Below are 15,621 nucleotides of genomic sequence, written 5' to 3' on the forward strand. Positions count from 1 at the left end.
AGCGCAGGTGCATCCGCTCGTTGATGAAGCACTGGTGGCCGCTAAAGCGGGTGCGAAGCATCCAGGCCCAGTGTCCGTGACGACTGAGAGATCCAATCCGCCAGCGCGCCATCCAAGACCCGTCCTGTCGTGGCCTCGTCGTACTTGAGCGATCGCCCCAGCGCGCGAGCAAGTCCCACCAGAACGCAATCCAGCTTTTCGGTCGCCCGCTGCACGGCGCTGTCCGCGCGTCGCGCAGACCTCAAGCGCCGCGCGGCCTCGCTGGAGCGAGGCGCTCCCAATGCAGGAAGGTGGTTCGACAGGAGCGACATCAGCACGTCCAGCCCCACGTCACTTGCGAGCGCGGCGAGATGCTCGCCCAGAAGCAGAACGAACCGCGCCTGCTCCTGCTGTTCGTCGGTCATCCGCGTTCCCGTGTCGAACGACCAGCTCGTGAACGCCTCCGAGTGGGGAACCCGCATCTCCGACAACTGCTTGTGCAGCGACAGGAAGAGGACGTACTCCGGCTTCTCTCCCACGTTCTCCAGCCGGACGCTGACGACCTGGCTCCCGGTTCGCAGCCGCGCCTTGAGCGATCTCAGGAAGGGTTCACCTTCCGCGCCCTCCAGCGCGTAGCGAATCAGCGAGTTCCAGTCCCGGGTCATCTCGAGATGATCCACCCGTCCATCCAACCGTCAACTCACCGCTCCGGCAACGTGACGCCGTACCGCGCCAGGTCCTCCGGCGTGTTCACGTTCGCCAGCGCGCGCAGCTCCGGATCCACCGCGCGCAAGGCGTCCACGGGCAGTGTCCGCGTGCGGAAGCGCATCAGCACCCGCCGCATGGACGGATCCTCCGCCAGCGCTTCGCCCCACCGCGTCACCAGGTCCGCGCGGTACGCCGCGAACAACGGCTCCCACCGTCCATCTCGCTCGAAGCACACCGCGTCCACGTCATCCGCCCGCGCGTCCAGCACCACCCGCGCCGCGGCCTCCGTGACGAACGGCATGTCACACGCCACCACGAACACCCACGGTGTGCGGGCCGCTCCCAGGGCCGCATGAACTCCCCCAGGGGCTCCCTTGCCGTGCACGGTGTCCTTCACCGTGCGAAGCCCGAAGCGCTCGTACGGTTCCGGAACATTCGCCACCAGCAGCACGTCCCCGAAATGCGACCCGAACGCCCGCAGGCGTTCCAGGGTTGTGAGCCCCTCCACGCTCAGCAGCCCCTTGGCCACGCCTCCCAGCCGGGTCCCCTGCCCCCCTGCCAGGATGGCCAGCGTCACGTCGGGAAAGGTCGTGGTTGCGTCCATGTCCGCCGACCCTACACAGCTTTCCCTCCGTCCACGCCCCCGCCGCTCCGCCCGGAAAGCACGCCACTCCCTGGATTTCGCCAAGCCCCAGAGGGAGGGAGCAGCCGCCGGTCCCATGCCCCCCGTGGACAAGGCACGCGCACCCCGTCGTAGAGTCCGGCTCCCCCTCCTGGACGCATGCCGCTGACTCCCCTCCCCGCCGCGCGACTGGCCGCGCTCGATGCCATCGCGCCCGCGGCCCCCACGCACCTTCCCCTGCTGGAAGCCCATGGCCGGTTCCTCGCCGCTGGCATCGCCGCGCCCCGCGCGCTGCCCGGCTGCGACAACTCCGCCATGGACGGGTGGGCCGTGCGCGCCGAGGAGACCCGGGGCGCCAACCGCGACCGCCCCGCGCGCCTGCGCATCGTCGACACCGTCTACGCCGGCCACCTGCCGCGCCGCACCCTCCAGCCCGGCGAGGCCGCGCGCGTCTTCACCGGCGCCCCGCTCTCCCCCGGCGCCGACGCCGTCGTCCGCCAGGAGGCCGCGCGCCCCACCGACGACGGCACCCACGTGGACCTCTTCGTCTCCGTCACGCCCGGCCACGACCTGCGCCGCGCGGGCGAAGAGGTGAGGGCCGGCACGCAGCTGTTCTCCGCGGGCCAGCGCGTGGATGCCACCGTGCTCGGCGTGCTCGCGTCGCTGGGTGAGGCCACCGCGCTCGTGCGCCCCGCGCCGCGCGTCGCCGTCGTCGCCACCGGGGATGAGCTCGTTCCTCCCGGCCAGCCCGCGCAGCCGCACCAGGTCTTCGAGAGCAACCGCATCCTCGTGGCCGCGCTCGCCCGCGAGGCCGGCGCGGACGTCACGCACCTGGGCCGCTCGCGCGACGACGAGGCGGAGCTGCACGCGCAGCTGGAGCAGCTGGCGCCCCAGGTGGACGTGCTCATCACCACCGGCGGCGCGTCCGTGGGTGATCGGGATTGCGTGAAGCGGGTCCTCTCCCGCATGGGAGCCCGGTTCCTCGTGGATGGCGTCGCGCTCAAGCCCGGCAAGCCCGTGGCCGTGGCCCGCCTGGGCTCCACCGCCGTCGTCGTGCTGCCCGGCAACCCCGGCGCCGCCACCGTCGCGTTTGACCAATTCGCGCGGCCCCTCCTCTTCAAGCACCAGGGCGTCGTCGAACAGCGCCGCGTCACCCGCGCCCGCCTCTCCGAGTCACGCCACAAGCAGGCGGGCCTCACGTACCTCGTCACCGTCGCGGCGCTCGAAGCCCGTGACGACGGCGCCCACCCGTGGGCGCGCCTGCGTCCCCAGGGCGCCGGACAGATTCTGCAGAACGTGGCGGCTCGCGGCTGGGCCGTGCTCCCCGCGGGCCGCGCCGACTTCGCCGAGGGCGAGGCCGTGGACGTGCAGCTCTTCGACCAGCCGGACTTCCAACCCGTGGAGGCCGCGTGAAGCCGCCTCCCGCGCTCGCCGTCATCGGTTGGTCCGGCGCCGGCAAGACGACGCTCCTGGAGCGCCTGCTGCCGGAGCTGGCCTCGCGCGGGCTGCGCGTGGCGTACGTGAAGCACTCGTCGGACGCGCACCCGCTCCACCGCCCGGGCAGCGACACCGCGCGCCTGGACGCCGCGGGCGCCGTGACCACGGGCTTCGCCACGCCGGACGGCACGCAGCTCACCACCCGGCAGCCGCTGTCCCCCGCGCTGCTGACGCGCGACACGGACCGCGTGGACCTGCTGCTCGTGGAGGGCTGGAAGGACGGCCCGCTCCCGAAGCTGGAGGTGTGGCGCGAGGGACTGGAAGCGCCGCTCGCGGCGTCACGTCCCGACGTGCTCGCCGTGGTGACGGACGCGCCCGCGCTTCCACCCTCCGTCGCCTCGCGTCACCGCCTGCCAGTGAATGCACGCGCCGTCGCGGACTTCCTCACCGCGTGGCTGCGTGATCAGTCCGCGCCGCGGAAGGTCCCTCGTTCCGAGCCGCGCGGCGTCACGCACCGCTCCGTGCGCCGCTTCGACGGTGACACGCTCCGTGCCACCGAGGATGACCGCGTGGCCGTGGAGGAGCCGCTGGAGATCCGCGTGAGCGGCGACACCGTCGCCACCACCATGCGAACCCCAGGCCATGATCGAGAGCTCGCGGTGGGCTTCCTCTTCGCCGAAGGCATCGTTACTGATGGGGACGACCTGGGCAGCCTCTTCCACTGCGGCCATCCCGGCGAGGAAGGTTACGGCAACGTGTTGGAAGTCGTTCCCGCCGCCGGCGCCGTGCTCGACCTGGAGCGCGTGGAGGCCACCCGCCGCGGCACCCTCACCACCTCCGCGTGCGGCGTGTGCGGCCGCCGCGACGTGGATGACCTGATGGCCACCTGCGACCCGGTTGCGCCGGGCCCCGTCCTCTCCGCCCGCACCGTGGCCCGCGCCACCGAACGCCTGCGCGACATCCAGTACGCCTTCGAGCACACCGGCGGAGTGCACGCCGCCGCCGTGCTGGATGCCCATGGCGGATTGCTCGCCGCCCATGAGGACGTGGGCCGCCACAACGCCGTGGACAAGGTGGTGGGCGCCCTGGTCCTGGCCGGCGCCGTGCGCAGCCCGCGCCGGCTGCCCACCCCGCCGTTTCCCGCCGCCCCCACGGTCCTCGCCGTCAGCGGCCGCGCCAGCTTCGAGATCGTCCAGAAGGCCGCCCGCGCCCGCATCCCCGTCGTCGTCAGCGTGTCCGCCGCCAGCTCCCTGGCCATCGACCTGGCCCTGCGTGCTGGCGTGACGCTCGCCGCGTTCTCAAGGAACGGCCGCTGCAACGTCTACACCGCGACAGAACGCCTACAGCCCCACGCCCAACCCCCGGGAATCCCTCATGACTTCCGCCATGACCCACCCCGGTGAAGGGGCAGGCAGCCAGGTGTCAGACCGGCATCGTACATGCAGTCCACGACCCGGCCGGGTCAGTTTGGAGTCCACGGAAGATCCAATGGACCCGCCAGACTTCAATCTCTCCGGACACGAAGTCGCATCAGACGTCCGGCGCAGGGCTCCAAGCTTTCACATGCTGTCACGTCTTTCTTGCTGAGCAGTGGTTGCGCCGCGACGCACAATTTGGCAGTCTTGCATTTCCTCCTGGTTAAACTTTTCTAGCCTAGACGGTATCCTCTGCGAAACCTGAACGTGAGCAGAGGGGGGTGGACACGATGAGCAGTGCGACTGCAAGCGCCGAGGTCAAGGCATCCGCGTCGACAGTGAATGCGGCCCCGACCGAGGTCACCGATCCGCCGCGCCTGGCGCCGGGCTTCGCGGCGAAGTTGAACCTCACCGTGGACGTGGCGCTGCTGGTGGGGGTGCTGCTGGGGTCCGCGTGGATGCGGGGTGGGCTGACGTTCCCCATGAGCTGGGAGCTGCCCAGCATGGTGGTGACGGCGGTGCTGGTGTGGCTCATCACGGGCACGGCGCTGTGCCTCTACGACTCGCGCTTCGCCGAGCGCAGCAAGCTGGATCACGTGGCGCTGGTGTCCGTCACCACGCTGGCCGTCGTGACGGTGCAGGCGGTGCTGGAGCTGGCGATGCCCGCGGCGGCCCAGGTGGGGCTGGCGCCGCTGCTCTTCATCTTCTGGCCGGTGGCGCTGCTGCTGCGCCTGGGCGTCTTCCGCCAGGTGGCCTCGCAGGAGGCCCCCACGGAGGAGGTGCTCATCGTGGGCACCGGCGCCATGGGCCGCTACACGGGCGAGGACCTGCTCAAGCGCGGCCGTCACAAGATCCTGGGCTACGTGCGCTTCCCGGAGGACCACGCCTCGGGTGACAGCCTGCCGGCGGACGTGCTGGGGCCCGCGGACGAGTTGGAGCGCCTCTTGCGCACGCTGCCCGTCAGCGAGGTCTACATCGCGGGCAACACGCTCAAGCAGGGCGAGTCCATGCAGGCGGCCATCAAGCTGGCGGAGCGCTTCGGCGTGCCGTTCGCGCTGCCGGCGCACTCGTTCCGCCTGGACCGCGCCCGCCCGGTGGAGTCCCGCGCGGTGGCGGACGGCTACCTGCACTTCGCCGCGGTGGCGCCCAAGCCGCACCAGATGGCCATGAAGCGCCTGTTCGACATCGCGGTGTCCGCGGTGGCGCTGTGGGCGCTGCTGCCGCTGTTCGCGGTGGTGGCGGCGGCCATCAAGCTCACCTCGCGCGGCCCCATCTTCTTCAAGCAGCTGCGCACCGGGCAGCACGGCAAGCCGTTCTACATGATGAAGTTCCGCTCCATGGTGGTGAACGCGGAGGAGCTCAAGGAGCGGCTGGCCGCGCAGAACGAGCAGACCGGCCCCGTCTTCAAGATGAAGAACGACCCGCGCATCACCGGCATCGGGCGGTTCATCCGCAAGTTCTCCATCGACGAACTGCCCCAGTTCCTCAACGTGCTGCGCGGTGAGATGAGCATCGTGGGCCCGCGCCCGCCGGTGCCCAGCGAGGTGGCGAAGTACGAGACGTGGCAGCGCCGCCGCCTGTCCGTGCGTCCGGGCCTCACCTGCATCTGGCAGGTGTCCGGCCGCAACCAGATCTCCTTCGAGCAGTGGATGTACCTGGACATGCAGTACATCGACCACTGGAGCCTCACCGGCGACCTGCGGCTGCTCCTGCAGACGGTGCCCGTGGTCATCACCGGTCGCGGGGCAAGCTAGCGACCGGAGTGTGCTTCCCGGGCCCGGCGTTGACGCGCCGGGCCCGTTTGTCTTTCCATGGGGCGGGCCTTCCTCCCCTTGAGTGCGCAGCAACCCCCGAAGGCCCGCATCATCCATGACCGTGAACAGTTCGACCTCCCCCTCCGCTGAAGCCGACGACGGCGCCCGTGCGAACGAAGTGCGCGGCGCGGTCCGCAGCACCCTGCAGCTCGGGGGCTCGCTGATGGTGACGTACGCCATCGCCCTGGGCATCCGCGCGCTGATGCCGCGCTACCTGGGCCCGGAGGCGTTCGGCTACTTCAACTGGTCGGAGGCGTTCGCCGCCACGTTCTTCGTGGCCACGAACCTGGGCCTGGAGACGTACATCCGCAAGGAGGTGCCCGTCCGCCCGGATCACGCGAGCGACTTCTTCGGCACCACCATGCTGCTGCGCCTGGCGATGACGCTCGTCCTCATGGTGGCGCTGGCGCTGGTGCTCCACCACACGGGCGAGCCCGCGGAGGTGCAGCACCTGGTGCAGTGGTTCGCGGTGGCCCAGTCGCTCATCGTCGTCAACGCGTCCATGGCCGCGCTGCTGCACTCCAAGGGCAAGGTCGCGGGCCTGTCCGTGTCCAACGTCATCACCAAGATTGTGTGGGGCGGGGGCCTGGCGCTGATGGCCGCGCTGGGCGTGGGCCTGGAGTGGCTGGCCGTGCCCATGGTGGCGTCCGAAGCGGTGAAGCTCATCATCAGCTGGAAGCTGGCGAAGCAGCACCTCAACCTCCAGTTCCGCATCGACATCGCCGCGACGAAGAAGGTGATGAAGGCGTGCCTGCCGTTCTTCCTCACCGCGGCGGCGCTGGCGTGCAACGGCCGCACGGACATGTCGCTGTTGGGCAAGCTCGCGTCGAAGGAGGAGGTGGGCTGGTACGGCGGTGCGTTCAGCATCGCGGGGCTGACCTTCCTCATCTCCCCCATCTTCGGCTGGGTGCTGATGCCCATGATGTCGCGCGCGGCGGCCCGCTCCCCCCAGGAGCTGTCGAACCTGACGCGCCGCTCGCTGGAGGGCGTGCTCGCGTTCACCGTGCCGGTGATGATGGCCATGGTGCTGGGCGCGGACCTCTGGGTGCGCCTGATGTGCGGCCCCGGCTTCGAGCCCGCGGCGCTGCCCCTGCGCGTGCTGTCCCCCATCTTCGTGATGGCCTACGTCACCATGGTGAGCAGCATCTGGCTCACCATGTCCAACAAGGAGTGGTGGGTGACGCTGGCGGCCACCATGGGCGCGGTGGTGAACCCCCTGCTCAACCTGGCGCTCATCCCCTGGCTGTACGGGCGCATTGGCCCGTCCGGCGGCGCCACCGCCACGGCGCTGTCCATGTTCCTGACGGAGGTCATCGTCACGGTGCTCTTCCTCAGCCGCATGGGAAGGAACTCCTTCGACCGGCGTTCGCTGGTCATGGTGGCGAAGACGGCCGTGGTGTGCGGCGTGTGCGTGGCCCTGGACCGCGTGCTGATGGGCGCCGGCCTGGCGCCGTGGCCCCGGCTGGGGCTGACGGCCGCCGCCTACGTGGTGGGCGTGCTGGGCACCGGCGCGGTGCGCCCCGCGGAGCTGCTGCAAGTGGTGCGCATGGCGCGCCAGCGCGGTGGTAATGGAGCATCCGCCGAGGTGGCCGTGCCGGCCGCCCCCACCGCGTGAGGAGCGCCATGCCGTCCGTTCCGTCCCGATTCCGCGGCCCCGTCTCCCGCGCCCTCGCGTGCGCCGGGCTGCTGCTGCTCCTCCCCGCCTGCAGCGGCCTGGGCAAGTACACCTGGGTGAACGACTACCAGGAGAAGCCCGTCGCGTCGGACGAGGCCTACCGCATCGTCCCCGGCGACGTGCTCAACGTGAAGGTGTTTGGCCAGGAGGCGCTCACCACGCGCGCCAAGGTGCGCGAGGACGGCCACATCAGCCTCACCTTCCTGGACGACGTGGAGGCCGCGGGGCACTCCCCCGCCCTGCTGGCGCAGCAGATCCAGACGCGGCTCAAGGACTTCATCAACCACCCCGTCGTCACGGTGTCGCTGGAGGAAGCGCGCCCCATGTCGGTGACGATGCTGGGCGAGGTGGCGAACGTGGGCGCGCACGTGCTGGACCCGGGCGCGACGCTGCTCCAGGCGCTGGGCGCCGCGGGCAGCTTCACGGACTACGCCCACCGCGACCGCATCTTCGTGCTGCGCCGGGACGACCCGCAGGCCGAGCAGCCCACGCGCATCCGCGTGCGCTACGAGGACATCATCCGCGGCGAGGGCCGCGCGGCGGCCTTCCGCCTGCGCCCCGGCGACGTGGTGGTGGTGGAATAGCCGGATGCTGGACGCGGCCCTCGCGAGCCTGTGGCTGGAGGTGGCCTCCTCCGCCGTGACGTACAGCACCGCGGCCCGCGTGGACACGCGCGCGCGCTCCATGGATCAGCAGGCCACGGGTGAGCCGGTGGCCCCCGTGGCGGCGGACATGGACATCGTCCCCACGCTGGGCCTGAAGTACGACGACGGCAGCGCGGTGGCGTCGGTGGAGTACGCGCCGCGCATCTCCTTCCGCGAGGCCACCACCAACCCCCGCACCGAAGTGCAGCACGTGGGGCGCCTGTTGGGGGACTGGCGCCCATCCCGCGGCCTCACCCTGCACGGCACCCAGGAGTTCGTGCTGGGCCAGGTGAACCTCTTCACCAACCTGCCCCTGGGCGGCAGCCTGGACGACGACCCCGCGATTCCCGGGGACACGCCCGGCACGGACCTGCCCATCCAGCCCCTGCCGGAGGGCGTGGACACGGTGTTCTTCCTGTCCTCGCTGACGACGCTGGCGGCGGAGACGGTGTGGCTGGGCCCGGGCTGGCGGCTGTCGGGCAGCGCGGGCTTCTCCGCCAGCGGCGGCCTGGACGACGCGGCGAAGGAGGCCGTGCCCTTCCAGTACGGCCCGCGCGCGCAGCTGTCCCTGGGCCATTCCCCCGCGCCCCGGCACACCCTGGCCACCACGGTGGGCTACACGGACTCCCGCTTCTCCACCGGCGCGCGCGCCACCGTGACGACGCTCACCGGCGCCTGGACGCACCGGCTGGACCGGCGCACGTCGCTGGAGGCCGGGGTGGGCGTGGGCGTGGCGTACTCCGTGCGCGCCACGGAGGACGCTGCCCCGGACGACCCCGGGACGCCGGACGTCACCCCGTCAGCCACCACGTCAGGTGGTAGACGGCTGACGACCCTTCAGGTCGGGGACGCCCCGGTGGCGGACCCGGCGCAGCGCCTGGAGCTGCTCCCGGACCTGACGCTGGCGGTGACCCACCGGGTGCCGTCGCGGGTGGCGGACTTCAACGGCCGGCTCTCCGCGCGGGTGACGCCCTTCGTGGACCGGCTGACGGGGCTCGTCTACCCGAGGGCCGACCTGACGTTGAACGGCACCTGGGCGCTGGGGCCGCGCTTCCGGCTTTCCGGGACGGCGGGCAGCGCTTTCGCGGTAGGCGGGGCCGTGGGGGACCGGCAGGTGGTGGGCGGTGTGGGCGCGGGTTGGACGTTGAACCGGTGGGTGGCCCTGGAGGTGGACACCCGCACGGCGTGGACTCGCTCGCCCGACGTGGAGGCGGCCCGCACGGTGTGGTCCGCGACGCTGGGACTGACGGTCCAGAAAACGGGTATCCTCTGAGGCTCCCGACATGGCGAAGCTCATCCTCCTGTCCGTCCTCGTTGCCACCATCGCGCTGCCCGGAGCGGCCGCGCGCGATGCGCACCCCTGGCGGGGGATGAAGAAGGCCATCCTGTGGGTGGCCCTCTTCAACATGGCGTACGCATATGGCGTGCTCGTCCTCGTGCCCAAGTACGGGTTCGGGTGAGGGAAGGAAAGGCGTCAGACGTGATGGAGCTCCAACAGCTCACCGTCCTCCTGGTGGAGGACTCTCCGATGTTCCGCGTCATGCTGCGTGACATGCTCCAGCAGATGGGCGTGAAGAACGTGGTGGAGCAGCCCAACGGCAAGGCCGCCATGGAGTACCTGAAGACGGGCGAGCACACGCCGGACCTGGTGTGCCTGGACCTGACGTTGCCGGACGTGTCCGGCTACGACGTCTGCGAGCACATCCGCCGCACGCCCGCCATCGCGCACATCCCGGTGTTGATGGTGAGCGCGCGCAACCTGCCGGAGGACAAGGCGTACGCGGAAGAGGCGGGCGCCAACGGCTACCTGGGCAAGCCCTTCACGCCCGAGGAGCTGGAGAAGCGCGTGCGCCAGGTGCTGAAGACCGCGGCTCCCCGGGGCAGCGCATGACGACGCCCGCCCCCCGCACGCCGCGCCCCGCCGCGCCCCCGCCACCGTACGTCCCCGAGCGCGAGGAGACGAACGCGCCGGCCGACCTCATCGACTGGGGCTTCCTGTTCGACGGGCTGGGCTTCGTGCGCCGGGCGATCTTCCGGCACTGGTTCCTGGGGTTGTGCATCATCGCGGTGATGAGTGGACTGGGCTCGCTGGCGGCGAAGCTGATGCCGCGCAAGTACCACGTCGAGACGCGGATGCTGACGTACCGCAACCTCATCATCTCCTCGCTGGTGAACCCGGGCCGCTCCATCCCGGTGGAGGCGGATCAGCCCACGCGCGCCGCGTGGGAGATGGTGCTCAGCCGGGGCAACCTCAAGTCCGTCATCAAGAACGCGAAGCTCATCGAGTACTGGGACCACATGCGCTCGCCCATGAGCCGCATGAAGGAGCAGCTCCTGAAGAAGGCCCCGCCCCCCATGTCCGACGAGGACAAGGAGGAGGCGCTCATCGCCATGCTGGAGACCAGCCTCAACGTGATGGCGGAGGGCGGCAGCGGCACGGTCACCATCGGGGTGGACTGGAGCGACCCGCAGATGGCCTTCAACATCGTGGAGGCCGCGGCGCAGAACTTCCTCGACATGCGCCACGAGTCGGAGATGGGCGCCATCTCCGAGTCCGTGAACATCCTCCAGGGCCAGGTGGCCAACGAGGCCGCGAACATCAAGCAGGCCATCAACGACCTGGAGCGCGCGGTGAAGCAGGCGGACGCGCGCCGCAAGAAGAAGGAAGCGGACCCCAAGCAGGCCAGCGCGCGGCAGGCGCTCCTGCAGACGGACCACGCGCTCGCGCAGCTGAAGTTCCTGGTGCAGGCCAAGCGCCGCGCCATCCGCGACGTGGAGGAGTTCCGCGGCCGCCGCCTCACGGAGCTGCGCGCGCAGCTGGCCGAGCAGCGCGTCGTCTTCTCCCCGCAGCACCCGGTGATTGTCGACCTGGAGCAGCGCGTGGCGACGATGCAGGCGGACTCGCCGCAGCTCACCTCGCTGCGCTCCGAGGAGCAGTCGCTCATCCAAGAGTACCTGCGCATGGGCGGCACGGACGTGGACTCCGCGACGGAGGGCACGAGCCTGGCGGGCTTCGGCGGTCCCATGGCGGGCGCGATGCTGGGCACGCCGGATGATCCGGAGGTGGCGGTGGCCACGGACCGGATGCGCATGGTGGTGATGCGGCACCAGGAGAAGCTGCGCCGGCTGGACCAGGCGCAGACGGAGCTGGAGATCTCCAAGGTCTCCATGAAGCACCGCTACAGCGTGCTCCTGCCGGCGCTCTTCCCGGAGAAGCCGTCCAAGCCGAACCCGAAGCTCATCGCCATCGCGGGCGTGGTGGGCGGGGTGGCGCTGGCGGTGTTCGCGGCGGTGGCGCTGGACATCCTGCGCCGCCGGGTGCTGGAGCGGTGGCAGGTGGAGCGGTTGCTCAAGCTGCCGGTGCTGGCGGAGCTGGAACGCCGCTGAAGGTTCGTGCGCTCGGCCGTCCATGAAGATGGCGCGAGCGCGGGGGTGACACTGTCGTGACGGTCTGGACCTGGGTGGACGTGGCGCTGTGCGTGGGACTCCTGCCGGTGGCGGTGGGCTGCGGCTACCTGCTGCTCCTGACGCTGTTGTCGGGACGCAAGGCGGCGCCGGTGCCGCCGTCGCCCGCGACGCGGAAGTTCGACGTCATCATTCCCTCGCACAACGAGGAGCTGGGCATTGCCCGGACGGTGGCGAACCTGTCCGCGGTGGACTACCCCACGCACCTGCGGCGCATCATCGTCGTGGCGGACAACTGCTCGGACGCGACCGCGGAGAAGGCGCGGGAGGCGGGCGCCACGGTGCTGGAGCGCCAGGACGCGGAGAAGCGCGGCAAGGGCTACGCGCTGGCGCACGCCTTCGAGCGCAGCCAGCGCGACGGCTTCGCGGACGCAGTGGTGGTGGTGGACGCGGACACGGTGGTGTCCTCGAACCTGCTGCACGCGTTCTCCCGCCGGCTGGAGGACGGGGCGCACGGCGTGCAGGCGCACTACGGCGTGATGAACCCCACGGCGTCGTGGCGCACGCGGCTGATGACCATTGCCCTGGGCATGTTCCACCGCGTGCGCTCCATGGGGCGCGAGCGGATGGGCGTGTCCTGCGGCCTGCGCGGCAACGGCATGTGCTTCACGCACGCGGTGCTCAAGCAGGTGCCGCACGACGCATTCAGCGTGGTGGAGGACCTGGAGTACGGCATCCGCCTGGCCCGCGCGGGGCACCGCGTGCACTACGCCTGGGAGGCGGAGGTGCTGGGGGAGATGGTGACGGCGGAGAAGCAGAGCCGCTCGCAGCGTCAGCGCTGGGAAGGTGGCCGCGCGCAGATGCGCAAGCTGCACGGCTGGCCGCTGCTCAGTGACGCGCTGAAGCAGAAGAGCGGGCTGCTGCTGGACCTGTCCATGGACGTGCTGGTGCCGCCGCTGAGCCAGCTGGTGCTGGCGACGGTGGCGGGCTCGGTGCTGGCGGCCGGGGTGGCGTGGCTGTCCGGCGGCACGGCGGTGGCGGCGTCCGCGCTGGCGTCGTTCGGCCTGATGTCGCTGGCGCTGTACGTGCTGCGCGGCTGGTGGGTGTCCGGCGTGGGCGCGCGCGGTCTGCTGGACCTGGCGTGGGCGCCCCTCTACGTGGTGTGGAAGGTGTGGCTGATGGTGCGCGGCCCCGGCGCGGAGAAGCGCGGCGAGTGGGTGCGCACCACGCGCGAGGCCGAGCGCCGGTAGCGCTCAGGCTCGGGGCTTCCGCTTCGCCGGAGGCTTTTGCGCGCCGAGCGACGCCTGGATGGGGCACACGGTGTCCGGGGGACAGAAGCCCTCGGCCATCAGGGTGGTGATGGCGCTGCGCATGCGGCGCAGGTCGTCGATGCGCGCGTCGATGGCCTGGACCTTCGCCTCGGCGAAGCGGGCCACGTCGCGGGTGGGGGTGCCGCGCTGGCCGGTGAGGGCGAGGACGGCGGACACCTCCTTCAGCGTGAAGCCCAGCTCCTGGGAGCGGCGGATGAAGCGCACGCGGATGGCGGCTTCGGGGCCGTAGAGGCGCTGGCCGCTCTCGCTGCGGTCCATGGGCAGGAGCAGCTTGCGGCGCTCGTAGAAGCGCAGCGTGGACAGCTTCACGCCGGATTCACGCGCGAGCGCGCCGATGCGCAGGGGGGTCACTTCAACGGGCCGTCGCGGGGATGCCACCACGCCACCTCCTGATGCCGAGGATGGCACCGCCCTGGGCGAACATCCACGCCAGCTCCAGCACGAGGAACCCCACGAGCATCCGCGTCGCACCCTGCGTGAGGGCCCACGCCATCCACGAGGAGAACAACGCGCGGCCCGCGGTGTCGATGGCGCCGTTGAACGCGGTGGGATGGACGAGCCGCACCACCGACCACAGCGTCACGATGCTGCCGAACAGGGCCACGAAGAACAGGTGCGTGGGCGTGAACGCGGGGAGCGGCTCACCGCCTGGCCCCAGCGCCTGGTGCAAGGCCTGGAGGTTCGACAGCACCAGCTCCGCGGTCCACGGCGTGGCGAAGGGGACGGTGACGACGAAGTCATACAGCGCGCTGGCGAAGACGACACGGCGAAGCAGGGACGGTTCAGGGTTCATGCGAAGGACCCTAACCCCTGCACCTTGGTGCAGAGGCAAGGGCCTCCGTTCAGGCCCCCGTCGCGGAAGCCGCCTGTCGCCGTGCGCCGAGCAGGAACGCCCCCTGCACGAACATGCCCGCGGCCTCCATCACGAGGAACGCGCCCAGCACCTGGGATGCCCCCTGCGTGAGCGCCAGCACCATCCACGCGGCGACGAGTCCCCGGCCCACCGTGTCGATGGCGCCATGCAGCGCGGTGGGCTGGAGAACGCGAACCAGCGCCCAGATGACGGCGAGCACGCCGAAGAGGGCGACGAAGAACAGGTGCATGGGCGTGAAGGCCGGCAGGGCCTCACCGCCCAGCGCCAGGCCCTCGTGAACCCACCGCATGACGCCCAGCATCGCTGCCGCCGTCCACGGAGTGGCGAACGGCAACGTGACGCACAGGTCGTAGACCGCGAAGCCACGGACGGCGCGCTGGAGCAGGGAGGGGCTCACCGCGCCCTCAGTCCGCCAGCGGCATGCCGAAGTCCGGCTGGCCGCGCTCGCCGGACACCCAGCGATACACCTCCAGCACCTGCTCCGCCTTCGCCTTCCAGGTGAAGTGCTTGAAGATGCGCGCCCTCGCGCGCTCGCCCATGGGGCCAATCACGGACGGGTCCGCGACCAGCTTCTCCAGCACGCCGCGCACGCGCTCCACGATCTCCTGCGGCGTGCCCATGGGGATGGCGAAGCCCGTGGTCGGGCTGACAATCTCACCCGGACCGCCGTAGTCCATCACGATGGGCACCAGCCCCAGCGCCATCGCCTCCGCCACCACCGCGCCGCCGAACTCGCGCACGCTGGGGAAGCCGAAGATGTGGTTCTTCGACAGGCGGCCCTGCAGCTCCTGGTGCTTCACCCAGCCGGCGAACGTCACCCCGTTCTCCAGCCCGCCCCGCGCCACCTGCGCGCGCAGGTTCTGCATCTCCGCGCCGTCGCCGATGAGCTCCACCTGCACCTTGCCCTCGCGCACCAGCGGCGCCGCCGCGTCGATGAGCATCGCCATGCCCTTGTACGGCACGAAGCGCCCCACGAACGCCACCCGCAGCGGCTCTCCCGGCTTCGGCGGCTCCGCCTTCGACGTGCCGAAGCGCCGCACGTCGATGGCGTTCTCCGGGATGTAGACCACCTTGTCCTGGTACTCCTGGGACAGCTGCGCCCGCGTCGCCCGCGAGCCCATCATCAGCGCCGCCGCGTTCTGCCGCGTCGACTTGTAGAAGGGCATCAGCTTGTAGACGTCCCGGATGTAGCTCAGCCACTCGCGCTCACGCACGCGCGCGTCCCCGAAGCCCTTGGGCCACGGCAGGCCGCCGTTCATGGGCCCCATGATGAAGGGCACCCCCGCGTCCGCGCACCGCGCCGCCAGCGTGCTGGGCGTCGTGGGGCTGATGGGCGTGTAGCGGTGCACCACGTCGAATTCCTTCGCGCGGATGCGGTCCCCGAAGCGCCGCCAGAGCAGCTCCTCGAAGTAGTAGTACGGCAGCACGCTCAGCGCCGTGGCCGTCGTCCAGCCCACGCCCGCCTTGCCGCGCAGCACCTCGCCCACCTTCTCCAGCGGACGCTCCACCGGCGTGGAGTCCAGCGCGGTGAAGTCCTTCCCCTCCACCAGCCCCTGCTTGAGGATGTTCTCGCGGTTGCGCACCTGGGTGACCAGGTGCACGTCCGCCACCTCGGCGAGCGCCCGGGCCAGGGACCAGCCTTCCAGGGGAACGCTCACCCAGTCTGGGTTGCACAGCTCAGCAATCAGGAGGACGCGGGGTCGGGAGCCAGCCATAC

The 15,621-nt window shown here is 70.9% G+C and carries 16 protein-coding genes and 1 pseudogene; 11 read left to right on the forward strand and 6 right to left on the reverse strand.

Annotated elements, in window-relative coordinates; all coding sequences use genetic code 11:
- Window positions 1-41: 41 nt before the first annotated feature.
- Both NR792_RS26935 and NR792_RS26940 read right to left on the reverse strand, forming a co-directional pair.
- Entirely contained in the window at window positions 42-659 is a 618-nt protein-coding gene (locus NR792_RS26935) for a hypothetical protein (protein WP_375755562.1), read from the reverse strand.
- A 20-nt stretch (window positions 660-679) separates the two neighbouring features.
- Window positions 680-1,291: a molybdenum cofactor guanylyltransferase gene (locus NR792_RS26940; RefSeq protein ID WP_375755563.1), complete on the reverse strand. Its 612-nt coding sequence runs from the start codon at window positions 1,289-1,291 to the stop codon at window positions 680-682.
- A gap of 177 nt (window positions 1,292-1,468) precedes the next feature.
- Between NR792_RS26940 and glp the strand changes: the two genes are divergently transcribed.
- The 11 genes and pseudogenes from glp to epsU all read left to right on the forward strand — a co-directional run bounded on the left by glp (window position 1,469) and on the right by epsU (window position 12,949).
- Entirely contained in the window at window positions 1,469-2,722 is a 1,254-nt protein-coding gene (gene glp, locus NR792_RS26945) for a gephyrin-like molybdotransferase Glp (protein ID WP_375755564.1), read from the forward strand.
- Window positions 2,719-3,117: pseudogene (gene mobB / locus NR792_RS26950) on the forward strand (molybdopterin-guanine dinucleotide biosynthesis protein B); the annotation flags it as partial. The gene glp and the pseudogene mobB, both read left to right, overlap by 4 nt.
- Window positions 3,118-3,201: 84 nt before the next feature.
- Window positions 3,202-4,149, forward strand: a complete 948-nt coding sequence (fdhD, locus tag NR792_RS26955) for a formate dehydrogenase accessory sulfurtransferase FdhD (RefSeq protein ID WP_375761700.1) — start codon at window positions 3,202-3,204, stop codon at window positions 4,147-4,149.
- Between the two features lie 293 nt (window positions 4,150-4,442).
- Entirely contained in the window at window positions 4,443-5,915 is a 1,473-nt protein-coding gene (epsZ, locus tag NR792_RS26960; RefSeq protein WP_375755565.1) for an exopolysaccharide biosynthesis polyisoprenyl-phosphate hexose-1-phosphate transferase EpsZ, read from the forward strand.
- A 115-nt stretch (window positions 5,916-6,030) separates the two neighbouring features.
- Window positions 6,031-7,590, forward strand: coding sequence for an exopolysaccharide biosynthesis flippase (gene wzx, locus NR792_RS26965; RefSeq protein WP_375755566.1), 1,560 nt, complete (start codon window positions 6,031-6,033; stop codon window positions 7,588-7,590).
- 8 nt (window positions 7,591-7,598) lie between these two features.
- Entirely contained in the window at window positions 7,599-8,234 is a 636-nt protein-coding gene (gene epsY / locus NR792_RS26970; protein ID WP_375755567.1) for an exopolysaccharide export protein EpsY, read from the forward strand.
- 4 nt (window positions 8,235-8,238) lie between these two features.
- Window positions 8,239-9,567, forward strand: a complete 1,329-nt coding sequence (gene epsX, locus NR792_RS26975; protein ID WP_375755568.1) for an exopolysaccharide export protein EpsX — start codon at window positions 8,239-8,241, stop codon at window positions 9,565-9,567.
- 10 nt (window positions 9,568-9,577) lie between these two features.
- Window positions 9,578-9,754: a hypothetical protein gene (locus NR792_RS26980; RefSeq protein ID WP_167506575.1), complete on the forward strand. Its 177-nt coding sequence runs from the start codon at window positions 9,578-9,580 to the stop codon at window positions 9,752-9,754.
- A gap of 23 nt (window positions 9,755-9,777) precedes the next feature.
- Window positions 9,778-10,185 (forward strand): exopolysaccharide biosynthesis response regulator EpsW, encoded by a 408-nt coding sequence (epsW, locus tag NR792_RS26985; RefSeq protein ID WP_375761701.1) that lies wholly within the window; start codon window positions 9,778-9,780, stop codon window positions 10,183-10,185.
- Entirely contained in the window at window positions 10,182-11,681 is a 1,500-nt protein-coding gene (epsV, locus tag NR792_RS26990; RefSeq protein ID WP_375755569.1) for a PCP family exopolysaccharide biosynthesis protein EpsV, read from the forward strand. Before epsW ends, epsV begins: the two co-directional genes overlap by 4 nt.
- A 56-nt stretch (window positions 11,682-11,737) precedes the next feature.
- Window positions 11,738-12,949 carry an exopolysaccharide biosynthesis GT2 family glycosyltransferase EpsU gene (gene epsU, locus NR792_RS26995; protein WP_375755570.1) on the forward strand — a complete coding sequence of 404 codons (1,212 nt, stop codon included), beginning with the start codon at window positions 11,738-11,740 and terminating at the stop codon, window positions 12,947-12,949.
- 3 nt (window positions 12,950-12,952) lie between these two features.
- Here epsU and NR792_RS27000 read toward each other — a convergent pair whose 3' ends face one another.
- The 4 genes from NR792_RS27000 to epsH are packed head-to-tail and all read right to left on the reverse strand — an operon-like array spanning window position 12,953 to window position 15,562.
- Window positions 12,953-13,408, reverse strand: a complete 456-nt coding sequence (locus NR792_RS27000; RefSeq protein ID WP_375755571.1) for a MerR family DNA-binding protein — start codon at window positions 13,406-13,408, stop codon at window positions 12,953-12,955.
- Window positions 13,383-13,823 carry a hypothetical protein gene (locus NR792_RS27005; RefSeq protein WP_375755572.1) on the reverse strand — a complete coding sequence of 147 codons (441 nt, stop codon included), beginning with the start codon at window positions 13,821-13,823 and terminating at the stop codon, window positions 13,383-13,385. Before NR792_RS27005 ends, NR792_RS27000 begins: the two co-directional genes overlap by 26 nt.
- A 49-nt stretch (window positions 13,824-13,872) precedes the next feature.
- Entirely contained in the window at window positions 13,873-14,301 is a 429-nt protein-coding gene (locus NR792_RS27010; protein WP_375755573.1) for a hypothetical protein, read from the reverse strand.
- A 7-nt stretch (window positions 14,302-14,308) separates the two neighbouring features.
- Window positions 14,309-15,562 carry an exopolysaccharide biosynthesis glycosyltransferase EpsH gene (gene epsH / locus NR792_RS27015; RefSeq protein WP_375755575.1) on the reverse strand — a complete coding sequence of 418 codons (1,254 nt, stop codon included), beginning with the start codon at window positions 15,560-15,562 and terminating at the stop codon, window positions 14,309-14,311.
- Window positions 15,563-15,621 lie beyond the last annotated feature (59 nt).

The organism is Corallococcus exercitus (assembly GCF_042231735.1).
Taxonomy (GTDB): Bacteria; Myxococcota; Myxococcia; order Myxococcales; family Myxococcaceae; genus Corallococcus; species Corallococcus exercitus_B.

Coding starts and splice junctions, on each gene's coding strand:
- epsY (WP_375755567.1), top strand. CDS start 7,599: ATGCCGTCCGTTCCGTCCCGATTCCGCGGCCCCGTCTCCCGCGCCCTC.
- NR792_RS27005 (WP_375755572.1), bottom strand. CDS start 13,823: ATGAACCCTGAACCGTCCCTGCTTCGCCGTGTCGTCTTCGCCAGCGCG.
- wzx (WP_375755566.1), top strand. CDS start 6,031: ATGACCGTGAACAGTTCGACCTCCCCCTCCGCTGAAGCCGACGACGGC.
- NR792_RS26980 (WP_167506575.1), top strand. CDS start 9,578: ATGGCGAAGCTCATCCTCCTGTCCGTCCTCGTTGCCACCATCGCGCTG.
- glp (WP_375755564.1), top strand. CDS start 1,469: ATGCCGCTGACTCCCCTCCCCGCCGCGCGACTGGCCGCGCTCGATGCC.
- epsX (WP_375755568.1), top strand. CDS start 8,239: ATGCTGGACGCGGCCCTCGCGAGCCTGTGGCTGGAGGTGGCCTCCTCC.
- NR792_RS26940 (WP_375755563.1), bottom strand. CDS start 1,291: ATGGACGCAACCACGACCTTTCCCGACGTGACGCTGGCCATCCTGGCA.
- epsW (WP_375761701.1), top strand. CDS start 9,778: ATGGAGCTCCAACAGCTCACCGTCCTCCTGGTGGAGGACTCTCCGATG.
- epsV (WP_375755569.1), top strand. CDS start 10,182: ATGACGACGCCCGCCCCCCGCACGCCGCGCCCCGCCGCGCCCCCGCCA.